Genomic DNA, 12,987 nt, shown 5'->3' on the forward strand with positions numbered 1-12,987 from the left:
CAAAAACTTATTTAAATTACTAACCTTGAATCTTCTCTTTCTCCTGAACTAGCACCGTTCCATCTGCAAGCCGCAGATAAGACTCGAAATCCTGCTTGCCTTCCTCCAGTTTAATAATGCGGGCACCGCGCGGAAACTTCTCATCACCATAGCCGTTATAGCCAGTAGCACGGCCATAGCACAGCTGAATCCCATACAGATCTCCGCAGAAATCGTTTAAATGATCATGCCCTACAAACGTTCCCTTAACATTGCCCATTTCTACCATTGCTGAGAAAAGCCCGGAATTTACAAGAGGACTGCAAATTTCCCCTTCAAACATGGAGCCGACATAATTTCCTGATTGCCATACCTCTTTATACTCTGGAAGCGGGATATGGAAAAACAAAAGTTCCGCAGGCTCTCCACTTTGTTTCAATGCGCTTGACTGTTTCACATACCAATCTATCTGATCTCTTTTAATAAAATCATAGCCGCCCACTGCTTTGTTTTCGTTATCCATCCCTGAATCTAGAAAATAAAGCGCCCATACCAGTTTAGAACCTGATGAATCCAAAACTCGCACGACATAATTGCCTACACCGCTGACATCCCCTGATTCAGTTAGGCATAAAGGATATTCCTGCATCACACTAAGCAGTTCTTCTTTTGTTACATCCCCTTCTGAATCATGGTTTCCCAAAACAGCTGCCCATGGAACGTCCATTTTTGCGACAGGTTCGAGCGCTCCCCTTAAAGCTGCTTTCGGATCAGCACTCGCCGGACTATAAATAAGATCCCCTGTAAACACAACTAAATCGGGCTTCTCTTCTTGTAAAATGGTCTCCATTAATCGATTGGTTTCTAAATCTTTATCATCGCCATTTTCCCAATGAAGATCAGTAAACTGTACGATTTTAAACGTTCCATCCTGCTTAAATGTTAATTGATTCATCTTATATCCCCCATCCTACTCTTTCACTGAGCCAATATTGACGCCTTTTGTAAAGTGCTTTTGAATAAATGGATAAATAATGATAATTGGAGCCACTACAATAATAATGGTAGCCATTTTCAAGGAATCACCCGTTACCGTTATTTTTTCTAACATTTCATAACTACCGGAGTTTCTTAACAAGGCATCCGCCAACGCTTGCTGTCTTGTTAGCATCTCCTGGAGGAGTGTGGCAAGCGGTTTTAAATTAGGGTCACGAACATAGAAGGCACCCGAAAACCAATCATTCCAGTGCCCAACAGCATTAAACAATCCAATCGTAGCAATAACCGGTTTACTCATTGGCAGGACAATTCTAAAAAAGATTTGAAATTCGCTGCAGCCATCAATTCGGGCCGCTTCAAAGACACTGTCTGGGAGCTGGCTGAAGAACGTTCGCATAATCAAAATGTTCCACACGCTATAAAGACCTGGAATAATATACACCCAAATACTATTGGTTAAATTAAGCTCTGTTAATACTAAATAATAAGGAATAATACCGCCGCTAAATAACATCGTGAAAAAGATGAAAAAGGTAATAAACTTTCTTCCTGGCAATGTCCTTGTATTTAGCGCATAGGCTGCCATTGCCGTTAATAACACGCTAATAGCAGTTCCCACAACCGTTCTGAATACACTGATTCCTAAGGCATTTAAAACACTAGACTGCTTAAAGACTTCTAAATAGTTGTCAACACTAAATTCTCTAGGAAAAAAATAAATACCGCCTCGCTGGGCATCTGTTCCTTCATTAAATGAGAGTGCCAAAATATTTAAGAACGGAAGAATAATAGATAAGCAAAGTAATGCCACAATGAAAATATTAAGAATCTGGGAAAAACTCCATGATTTCTGGCGCACGTCTATCCCTCCAACTTAGAAAAATATGCTTCCTCTCTTTCTAAAAAGAAAGGAAGCATTTTGTTACTTGTCTGGCAGCTTTTCTACTTAATATCTGATTGTTGTACCTTCTTTTTCTTTTTCCTCAACCAGTTTGATATAATCGTTTAATCCGGATTTTTCTAGAAGCTTTTTCGAATCCTTTAATATTTTCTTAGCTTCTGCTTCAGATTTTGCATAGTAAGCACGTAATAGATTTTCATTATAGGTATCTAGCGCAATATTTAAGTTATCGCCATTTTCAAATTCGAAAATGAACGATTTTGGACTCGATCCGTCCACTATTTTGGCGTTCTTTAGCTTCTCATCATAATTCCACATCTTGATGATCTTATCTGCGGCCGCGGTATCTTCGCCAGCAACGTTTGCACCGTATTCAAATTCGCCGAAGTCTTCCATATTGTCAATATCTGTATAGCCAAGGTGCTCTGCCCAGAAAGAACGAACCCCTCTAAACCCTAGTTTGGCAGCCTTCTCCGGGTCTTTTTCTTTTAATTCAAGCACTTCTTTTTTCACAAGAGGATTTCCTTTTTCATCAAGTGTATAGTCTCTTCCTTCAAGTCCATATTGTGCCAGTAACTTACCATCACGGCTTGCTAAATAATCGGCCAGTTTTACAATATCTTCAGGATGTTCAGTTGTTTTTGGAATCGACCAGCCGGCATATCCAGATTTATAAGGTAATACCATTTGATAATCACCTTGAACAGTATCGATTGGTCCAAGTGGGATGTATTTCATATCCGTATTTTCTACTACGTAGTTATGCATATCCGCAACAATCCCAAATGACTTGTTGACAACGCCTTCCTTCGCTTTATTTTCTGGCATTGTAAAGAATTCAGGATGCAGCAGACCATCTTTTAATAATCCACGAACAAAATTAACGCGCTCTAGACCGTAATCTGTTTGTGACTCATGCTTGATTTTTCCATCTTTGTCTTTTAAGAACTTCTCGCCTTTTGAACCTGTCCATACAAGGTCATTAAAAATCCAGTCACGATCGGCTCCGCCCCATACTGTTGGACCAATTGGAGTGATCGGCTTTCCATTTACATCCTTAAGGTTCGCCGCCTTAATCTTTTCTGCTAAATCACGTAATTCCTCATGCGTGTCGATTTCCGCAGGATTAATCCCTAATTTGTCCACGATGTCCTTTAAGATATATGGACCGCCGACATATTTCCTTGATACTGTTCCAGGTTTGCGAGGGATGGCCATATGAACGAAGTACGTCGCCCCTTTAAATTCTGGTCTGAACATAACATTGTTTTTCGTGTCAGCCGGTAAGTAACCATCTTCGAAATACTTGCTATAAATCTTCGAATTCTTCAGCTCTGGTGTTAGATCATGGAACATCCCTTCACGGGCAGCCTTTAATAAAATCTGCATTTCAGGGCGTCCGCTATGATCCAAGTAATATGCAATAAAATCAGGCAGGTCCCCAGATGCCAAACCAGCAGTTAAGGCTTCAGTTGAGTCTTCTACAGCAATCCCCTGCAATTCCAAGGTAATTCCCGTTCTTTTCTTTAACTCAGCTGCAATTTCTGGATTCATTTCTGCTGAAACGTCACCATCACTCATAAAGACCAATCCTTTGATTGTTCGGTCAGCGATCCATGTGTCCGGTGCATCTTTAGGCTTTTCACGGCTTTCGCTGGAGCTTTTCTTATCATTCGTACAAGCAGTAAGCATTAAAATTCCGATTAATAGCATCGTCAAAAATTTAAATGAAACTCTCTTCATATAAATTTCTCCCCCTAAAATTGGTTTACCATAATGATGTATTAAATTTCTTGCTTGCAAAACGGTTCACGATTAGAACAACAATTAACCCTACAACCCCTTGCATCATTCCAACTGCCGTCGCATATCCAAATTGGCCGCTTTGCAGACCGGTTCGAATGACATAAGTATCAATAATTTCTGCAACCTCGGCATTTCCTGGTGTTTTTAATAAATAAATTTGATCAAATCCTGCGGATAGAATATTTCCTAACGATAGGATAAATAAAATGAGAATCGTTGGCCTTATTCCTGTCAGGGTGATATGCCAGATTTGTCTTAACCTGCTTGCGCCATCTATTGCCGCTGCTTCATAAAGAGCTGGGTCAATTCCGGCAATGGCCGCAAAATAGATAATCGAACTCCAGCCAATATCCTTCCACACATAACTCCAGAACATAATCGAGTGAAAGTACTTTTCCTCCATTAAATAGAATGTGCTTCCATCACCTCCCATAAAGGAAATTAATTCGTTTAAAAGCCCTGTATTTGGGGCTAAAATACTTTGAATGATTCCCACTACAACAACCCATGATAAGAAATGCGGCAAATAGGAAACACTCTGAAAGAAACTTCGAAGCTTATTACTTTTTATTTCATTAAAAATAAGTGCGAGTATGATTGGAAAGGGCATCGCCAAAATCAATTTCATCCCGCTGATAATGAGCGTATTTTTCACAAATGTCCAGCTTTGCGGATCCTGGAAGAAGCGCTCAAAATATTTAAGCCCCACCCAAGGACCGCCAAACATTCCCGTATCAAACCGAAACTCCTTAAATGCCAGAACCATACCGGCCATAGGCAGATAAGAAAAAACGATGAAAAATACAATACACGGCAGCAGCATAATATACATAGCCCTGTGCTTCCATATGTTTTTGATAGTGAACTTCATTGGTTTAACCCTGTTCTTCTTTTTCTTACTGTTCTTACCTAGATTTGCTTCCGGTCCAATATTTTTTCCAGTCGTGACCTCCATTGAACAATTCCTCCTTTCTACTGTTCAAAATAAACAGGATTGGTTAATAAAATTCGGTTTTCATCATGATCAAAAGCAGATACTCTTAGCCACATCAAATCTTTTATTCTAGCTTTCTCAAACCGGCAATCAAAATCAGCTTGATCACTGACATATAAATCTCCTAAATTAGATTCAATTTTGATAATTTCTATTTGCTCTGCATTTGTCAGGTGTATCAAAACACCTAATTCATGGAAGTCATTTACATGAATTCTGTCGCCGATCGTCCATTGCTCATTAATGGTCACATCAATTTGCGGAGATAGCGTAATGTAACTCCTGCCTAGTTTAACCGCGTCCAAAATATCCTTTTCTTCTGCATTTTCCTTAACAGAAACATATAAAAACGCAGGTCTCTTAGTTGTGTTTGAATGATGCCAGTCTCTGCCGCATGTTGCCGGTATTTCAATACCACAATTTAAAAGCTGGGTCCATTTGGCAACTGCATCTGCATTGGATATAGAATAATGTGGATCCTCCGAATTCCATACCTCGATAAAATCGATATATTCAAGAGACTCTAACGCATATTGCCAGCGGCAACCCGTACAGTACGGGCTTCCGACATCGAACGGATGCGCAATTCCAATAACTAATCCTTGCTCTTTCATTTCCTTTAATTTTTCATTAATGTTCACTCGATCAATTAAAGTCCAATCAATCGGCTGTTGATCTTTATAGCCTAATGTTAAAAAATGTCCATGGAGTGTCGTCATTTCCAATCCCTTGATAAAGCGTATAGCATGCTCTGCCTGTTTAACTTCATCAAATGCACTTATGCTGTTATGATCCGTGATTGCCAGCCAATCGAGTTTTAGTTTGATGGCTTCCTTTATTAATTCTTCAGTCGTATGCCTTGCATCGCTATGCTGTGTGTGGGTATGAAGCTCTACTTTTTGAAATTGTGTTGGAACATACAATTCGCGTTCCCTCTTTAATCGCTCTTTTTTTGTTGTTGCTATTTCTATTGGCTGTTGGGCGTTTACAGCTTCCTTATGTACAGCCTGGATGGTACAGTTAATCAATGTTTTTTCCGTAACTAAGGCATGAAAATTGAAGGATATATCCCAGAAACCAGGTTGAATTTCTTTCGTCTGTATTCCTGGCGTCGATTGACGATCATTAATAAAAACGGTTCCCGTTGACTCAAACCGGTGACAGCTTCCTTCATATCCTTGGCTTGAGCGGGCTGAGATTGTAATAAGATTTCTTACCGCTTGAATATGCAGCCGATCAGTAGAGGGCATGTTATTATCCTTTTGATAACGTAAAAACAGCTGGTCTAACTTTTCTTCTGCTGCTTCTTCGGTTGGTGAATAAGAGTAATGGATGACAAGTTCTTCAGTTGACTTAGGTACTTCTACTCTCAAAATAATGTGCGATTGATGGGATTCTGGTGTAACAGCAATCTCATAATTTCCTAAGGTTGTTTGGATCAGTGAGGTTTTCTCCACAATAACCACCCTTTTTAAATGACTTCAAATCCATTATTACGTTGTAACCGCTTACTCTTTTGAAATAAACACTTATACAATTAGCGAGATTCTAGCTTGTTTTCGTAAAGTTCCGGTATGGCAGCAGCTTCTAATAAACCGGTTTGTTCGAATGCAAAGGCTAGAGCACCTATTGCACCTGATTCCTCGTCCAATGTGGATAGCTCGATGGAAACAGGAATTGGGGTGAATTGTGAGACTTTTAAACGGAGTACTTCAAGGATAACGGACATGGAAGCAGCAACCCCCCCACCGATAATCACCTTTCTAGGATTAAGCAAACTCACGATATTCGATATGGCGATTGCAAGGTCCGTCACAAATTGATTGACAATCCTCACTGCGTCAGGTTCATCCATTTTATAGCTTTGGAACAAAACTTTTGGGTCATATCCATGTCGTGATAAGGCCGTTCCTGAGGTCTTTTGTTCAAAGATTCCGAATTCACCGAACAGATTTGTGTGAGCTTGTGGCAGATCTCCATCCCCCAATAAATACCCGATTTCTCCCGCCATAAATTGATCGCCTTGAACCATGGCTCCATTTGAAAATATGGCACTTCCTACACCAGTTCCAATCGCTATAAAAACAAAATCCTCAATTTTTTTTGCACTGCCTATCCATCGTTCCCCTTGAGCAGCGCAATTTACATCATTATTGACAGAAATGGAACAATCAAAATACTGCTGCATCTTTTTCTTAAACGGCACATTCTTCCACTTGAATGCTGGGGCGTCAATAATCATTCCACTCAAACTATTCGTGATACCGGGTACTCCGAACCCTATCGAAGCTACCTGATCTAACGTTAGGCCAGCAGCCTTTACAGATTCATATATGTACCTGTAAATTTGATCATAATCGCTAGTCGTCTTTACTTTTTGTTTAAAAACCACATTTCCCCGCATGTCTGCTATGCAAATGAATATTTTGGTCCCGCCAATATCAACTCCGACACCATACTTCTGATCGTAATTCTGACGAAACTTTTTATTGGTCATTGGTAACATAAGCTTCTCTCCATTATTTGCGATATTGTAAAAGTTAAGATTTGATTAACTCCTTTTCCCCCTTTTAAGTTAGTTTGTTCTGACACGAAACTAACCATAAAATTAGTATATATGGGGCTTTTTTCCTCGTCAATAAAATTTACAAAATGTTCATAAAATTCACACTACTTTTACAGTAATTAGCTTTATATCAATCTATATTTTTTTGAACAACCCATCTTTTACATTTATATTGTTCACACATTTTTGATTACTATTACGTTTGTTTGTTTTCAATTAAAACAAACCATTACGTAATGAATCCTTCATTCGGCTCCGAAATTAAAGCCAATCCCTTACCTGCCCAAATGAATATAGGATAATGCCTAATACACCAATATCCTCATTTTCTGAAGATAACTCGATGGTACATCTTAAGGGCGTTATGTTTTTTACCTCGCCTGTAATTGCGGGTAAAATGCGGCCAAGTTCTGTCCCCATCTTGCCGCCAATGATCACCTTCTCTGGATTCAACAGACTAATCATATTTGCGATTCCTAGAGAAAGCGTTTGTATAAAATTATCTACTAATTCCCGCTCATTTGCTTCTGCATCTTCACGCTTTTTTATAATTTCATAGAAGTTAACAGCATGACGGTCAAACGCCAATAGTGATGCGGACTTATCAAACGAACCAAAATCGCCTAACTGAGTAATTTCTTGACGCTTGATATCTGAATGAAAGGCGAAATACCCGATTTCTCCAGCCATAAAATCCTTTCCTTGAATTAATTCCCCGTTGGCCATAATGGCGCTGCCAATCCCCTTTTCTATGAAAATATAAATAAAGTCATCCATATTTCTTGCTTTACCAAGCCATTTCTCACCAAGCGCCATGCAATTTACATTATTATTGATAAACATCGGCATGGAGAAATGTTGTTTCATATAAGGGATGAATTCGATATTCTCCCATTGTAATTCCGGTGAATGGACAATCCCCCGCTCACTATCTGCGGTTCCAGGTATACAGAATCCAATTGCGATTATTTGTTGAATAGAAACCGGCGATAAATCGATGCATTTATGAATGGCCTCGCGAATCACATGAAGCTGATTGGTCGGGGAAAAAGTGGTTTTATAAATCACGTTCCCGTCCAAGTCTGCTAAACAAATATAAAGTCTAGAGCTGGATATTTCGATACCAATTCCAAAACCGGAGCTTGGATTAAAACCAAGCTGTATGGCGCGCCTGCCGCCTTCCTTGGTAGATTCGGCATACCCTAATTCAATCACAAATTTTTTCTCGATTAATTCGTCAACGATAGAAGAAACGGTTGAACGGCTGATTCCTAGTTTACGTGAGACTTTAGCCCGGCTGATGGGCTGCTCATTTCTGATGGTTTCTAATACAAGATCCCTATTCATCTTCTTGATTAATTCGATATGCCCCTTTTTCATCTATAACCCCTCTTACTTTTCCAAAAATATGATTAAATAGGATGAACTAACATGAATGTATCAAAACTTTCAGAAAGTTGGAAGCATATTTTTCCGTAATATACAAAAAGAGGGAAGGATATCTTTCAAGCTGTAACCTCTATGTTCCTATATTTCGATAAGCTTTGTGTTTGTTTACGTCTTCGTGTTCATTATGCCGATCCTCAATCAATTGGCTTACTTTAGCTAAAATAAAAGTAATGAGTACAGATGCTAGAACGATACCGTAGAAACCGGCACCAATTCCAATTCCCACACCGCCGGCAAAAAACACCATCGCCGCGGATGTGAGGCCTTTCACGCGTAAACCGTCTTTTAAAATCAGACCCGCCCCTAAAAACCCTAAGCCGGAAACTATTTGAGCGGTAAGGCGCATCGGATCCATCCGGTTATTGATATTTGAATTACCGAAAATTTCGGCACTATAAATGGATATAATGGTAATTAACGTACAGGAAACAGAAACATAGGTAAAAGTCTTTAAGCCCGCCGGTTTATTTTTAGCACTGCGATCCCAGCCAATAAACATTCCGAGAAGGGCACTTATCACAAGCCGAAGATAAATTTCGATATTTTTTAATAAATGTTCTTCATAAAAAATGCCTAAATGATCCATTTCCATACCCCCATTCAAGACAGTCCGTTTGTCTATTTATTGGAGAGCCCGCTAAACAATCATCCCTTTAATTCTAAAACATCTAAATAGAGCGGCTTCATGATTCTCTTTCTATTTTCAAAGGTTGCTATTTCAGTTACTCCCTTTTTTATAAGTGTTTCAGTGTTTAAATCGATAAACGCTCCGATGTCATCAGGGAAATGGGAATCTGATGAGGTTGTAAAGCAAACCCCATGGTTGACTAATATATTTAAAAACTTTGGACTTGGACACATTTCTTTAACAGGATAACGATAATATAAGCCCGCATTTATTTCGGTGGCCGTACCCGTTTCTACTAACGCTTTTGCAATTCTTTCATAATACGGAAGTAAAATTTGTTCATCCGGACGGTAATTAAACACCTTTAAATTATCTAAATGGGCTACGAAGTTAAACAATTGACTACGAATTGCCTTTTCAACAACATTGAAAAAATCCGCATACAATGAATCTAATTGATAGTTCTGAAATAGATGTTGTGTCTCCGGATTATCGAATCCCCAGCCGTTGTAAAAGTGTACCGAACCGATTACATAATCCCATTCATAAGAACCGAGAAGTTCTTTTAATTCTTCCTCCCCGCCAGGAAAATAGTCTGCTTCAATTCCAAGCCTAAGAATGATTCCCTCCGCTTTCCAACGTTTTTTCGCATCTGTAATGGCACGGACAAAATCCTCCATCGATTCTGTCATTACTTGAGATAACCAAGTTCTTTGAAGATTTCCGAGTTCGGTATCACTTATATCTACAAATCTTTCAAAATAGGCCTTCGTTTCTTTAAAGCGATATAAATGGTCGACAATCCCTACCTCACGCAGACCCTTACGTTTCGCTTCTTTTAAATATAAGTCAATCCATGATGAATCATAGGATCTCTTTTGCATACGTTCAGATAGGCGATCCATACTTTTTTGCAGCCAGTCTATCGAATGCCGTTGTTCCTTTAGCGGCTGGAAATAATCTAACGCTTGGTTTGTTCGATCAAGCCAGCGCAAAGAATAAGGACCTTCCTCAAGGTGTAAATGATAATCAACCTTCATTATCTTTTCCCTCCAATACTGTGATCCACTGTAGCATAGTGTCTAGCTCCGTTTGTTTCCAAGACAATGGCATGTCTTGATTACAAATAATATAATCAACCTTTGCTAAAGGACAAATTTGATAAAAGGACTCCTGTTGGATTTTCGAAGAATCGGCCAATAGAAAAACCTGATTAGCTCTTTCTACCATTACCGTCGATACCATACATTCTTCAAAATTATAATCGCTGACATGACTGGTTGTGATGCCGCCGCAAGAGAGAAATAATTTATCAAACCGAAATGACTCCATCATTTTGCAAGTCAGTGCCCCGATGATTGATTTTTGGGCAGGATTTGTGACTCCCCCGAGGACAATGATTTTCCCATCAAACTGTTGGGCTTCTACCAGCTTATTTAATTCATCGGCTGCCGCTAGCGAATTGGTCACAATGGTGACATCTTTCACCCCTGAAATCGCCCTTGCCAGGTAAATGTTTGTTGTCCCGACATCAATCATGATGGTGTCGCCATCCTGTATAAAAGCGGCGGCTTTCCTTCCTATCGCCGCTTTTGCTTCACTTCTTACATTCATTTTGCTTTCGAAATGCGGCTCATTATTGGTCTGAAGAAAATTGACGGCCCCGCCGTGAACCCTTTTCACCATCTTATTCTTTTCCAATGCATCCAAGTCGCGGCGAATGGTTTCAGGCGCCACTCCCAATTCTTGAGCAAGCGCAGCAACAAATACCTTCTTGTCTTTTTCTAATTGTGCCACAATATGCTGCTGACGTTCGTTTAAAAATACATCCATTATATTAGCTCCCCTTACATCCTAAAAAAGATTATTTGGGTATGTTTGTTTTGTTGTTACCGTTAATTAATTCAAACATAATACAACATAAATCAAATCTTAAATTTATGTTATTATAAATAAACTCATTTGTAAATTAAAACTTTCAAATAATTTAAATAATTTTTCGAGGGAAATCCACAGAGAAGGTTTACACAACCTAAAAAAAAAGACGCAGTGAAATCTCACTGGTCTTTTAGGTTGAATTTATCTTTTTAAGTTTCTGTCCTGTTAAAAGTCGTAGTTGATTGTATAGAGTGGAATTCTCTTAAAATTTCAATTTATTTTTTTCCAACCGATTCTAGTAAATGATCTAGGCAAGCTTTCGTTATTCGCCCTTCGATGAGGCGCTCCCCATCCGTATATCCTTCTTCACGCCCATCCAGCTCACCCACCAGCCGCTGTCGCCAAAACTCCAAGCGGTGACGATATTCCTCTTTATTACTAAGATTGGTCACTTCCTGAGGATCTTCCACGAGATTGAACAACTGCTCTTCCCCGGTCCGAGAATACCAGATATATTTTTCTTTTCCATCAGTTAGGTAATGATGAGAAAGCTGACCATGTGCATGTTCCCCGTGAATGTACTCGCGCCACTCTTCAGACTGCTCAGCTAATAAGTTTAATACGCTCTTCCCTTCTACGGTTTCAGGAATCTCTACATTTGCAGCATCCAGCAAGGTCGGCATAATATCACGAAGCTCAACCACTTCTTCAACTACCTGATTTTTCTTTATTCCTAGTAGGTTTCCAGGATCGGAAAGGATAAATGGAACCTTGGCGCTTCCTTCATATGCTAAGGACTTGCGGAAAAGGTGATGATCTCCCAGCAATTCACCATGGTCAGAAACGAACAAAACAACCGTATTGTGTAACACACCGTGTTCTTCCATTGCGATCATGAAGCGGCCGATTTGATAATCGATATGGGTAATCAGTGCATAGTAGGCCGCCCGTGCGCGCTGCAGACGATTCTTTGGCACCTTTCCTCTATCGGTAATAGGATTGTATCCGAATCTTTGTAGATCTTCTTGTTCAGCCCAATCACCCACAGGCGGATCTGGCAGCTCTAAATCTTTATACATATCGAAAAATACCTGCGGCGGATCAAACGGCGGATGCGGCCTGACAAAGGACATTTTTAAGAAAAATGGCTTTGTTGGATCACGCCTTCTCAAGAAATCGATCGACTGCGTTACCACCCAATTGGTTGGATGTAAAGATTCTGGTAAATGCCATGGTCTTGCCACTGTAGAAGCATTGCAATCCAGTCCTAAATCAATTAAATCTACCTGGGAACCTGCCTGTTCTTTTAACCACGGTAAATAATCATCACCACTGTAATTATAGGAGTCTGCCTCAAGGTTCTGTTGCTTAAAGCGGTTATAATGCAGATAGCCATCATGCAGCACTACATTGTGAAAACCAACTAGGTTTCTTGCAGGATAAACATGCATCTTTCCAACTGCCTGGGTATGATATCCTGCCTTTGCCAATTCACCTGGCAAAGTATGTTCATAGTTCCAAGGAATTCTATCTTGATAGCCTACCCGGCCGGTAGATGTTTGTGACATTCCTGTTAATACAGACGCCCTTGCTGGTACACAGGTTGGTGTTGCTGCGTATGTATTTTTAAAAAGAACGCCATTGCGGGCAAGCTGATCGAGATTGGGTGTATCGACTACGGGATGATCCAGCAAGCTTAAACAATCTCCACGCATTTGATCAACCATGATTAATAATATATTGGGCTTCAAGGTGCAATCACAACCTTTCATTTAGTCAAAATATAA

The 12,987-nt window shown here is 39.7% G+C and carries 11 protein-coding genes; all 11 read right to left on the reverse strand.

Going from position 1 to position 12,987, the window contains the following annotated elements; all coding sequences use genetic code 11:
• Positions 1-19: 19 nt before the first annotated feature.
• On the reverse strand, positions 20-934 hold the full coding sequence (locus IE222_RS06595) for a metallophosphoesterase family protein (RefSeq protein WP_191270975.1): 915 nt from the start codon (positions 932-934) through the stop codon (positions 20-22).
• A gap of 15 nt (positions 935-949) precedes the next feature.
• The gene (locus IE222_RS06600; RefSeq protein ID WP_370465017.1) at positions 950-1,807 is read right to left on the reverse strand and encodes a carbohydrate ABC transporter permease; all 858 of its coding nucleotides are present in this window, start codon (positions 1,805-1,807) and stop codon (positions 950-952) included.
• A 117-nt stretch (positions 1,808-1,924) separates the two neighbouring features.
• Positions 1,925-3,622 carry an extracellular solute-binding protein gene (locus IE222_RS06605; RefSeq protein WP_191270984.1) on the reverse strand — a complete coding sequence of 566 codons (1,698 nt, stop codon included), beginning with the start codon at positions 3,620-3,622 and terminating at the stop codon, positions 1,925-1,927.
• 25 nt (positions 3,623-3,647) lie between these two features.
• Positions 3,648-4,640, reverse strand: a complete 993-nt coding sequence (locus IE222_RS06610; RefSeq protein ID WP_370465016.1) for an ABC transporter permease — start codon at positions 4,638-4,640, stop codon at positions 3,648-3,650.
• A 17-nt stretch (positions 4,641-4,657) separates the two neighbouring features.
• Positions 4,658-6,136, reverse strand: a complete 1,479-nt coding sequence (locus IE222_RS06615; RefSeq protein ID WP_191270986.1) for a CehA/McbA family metallohydrolase — start codon at positions 6,134-6,136, stop codon at positions 4,658-4,660.
• An 80-nt stretch (positions 6,137-6,216) separates the two neighbouring features.
• Positions 6,217-7,185: an ROK family protein gene (locus IE222_RS06620; RefSeq protein WP_191270987.1), complete on the reverse strand. Its 969-nt coding sequence runs from the start codon at positions 7,183-7,185 to the stop codon at positions 6,217-6,219.
• Between the two features lie 321 nt (positions 7,186-7,506).
• Positions 7,507-8,625: an ROK family transcriptional regulator gene (locus IE222_RS06625; protein ID WP_191270989.1), complete on the reverse strand. Its 1,119-nt coding sequence runs from the start codon at positions 8,623-8,625 to the stop codon at positions 7,507-7,509.
• Between the two features lie 139 nt (positions 8,626-8,764).
• Positions 8,765-9,280 carry an MgtC/SapB family protein gene (locus IE222_RS06630; protein ID WP_191270991.1) on the reverse strand — a complete coding sequence of 172 codons (516 nt, stop codon included), beginning with the start codon at positions 9,278-9,280 and terminating at the stop codon, positions 8,765-8,767.
• Positions 9,281-9,339: 59 nt separating this feature from the next.
• On the reverse strand, positions 9,340-10,362 hold the full coding sequence (locus tag IE222_RS06635) for a histidinol phosphate phosphatase domain-containing protein (RefSeq protein WP_191270993.1): 1,023 nt from the start codon (positions 10,360-10,362) through the stop codon (positions 9,340-9,342).
• Entirely contained in the window at positions 10,352-11,155 is an 804-nt protein-coding gene (locus IE222_RS06640; protein WP_191270995.1) for a DeoR/GlpR family DNA-binding transcription regulator, read from the reverse strand. Before IE222_RS06640 ends, IE222_RS06635 begins: the two co-directional genes overlap by 11 nt.
• A gap of 320 nt (positions 11,156-11,475) precedes the next feature.
• Positions 11,476-12,951: an arylsulfatase gene (locus tag IE222_RS06645; protein WP_223282601.1), complete on the reverse strand. Its 1,476-nt coding sequence runs from the start codon at positions 12,949-12,951 to the stop codon at positions 11,476-11,478.
• Positions 12,952-12,987: the final 36 nt, after the last annotated feature.

Origin of the sequence: Neobacillus kokaensis (assembly GCF_014656545.1) — a bacterium.
GTDB classification, from domain to species: Bacteria; Bacillota; Bacilli; order Bacillales; family Cytobacillaceae; genus Neobacillus; species Neobacillus kokaensis.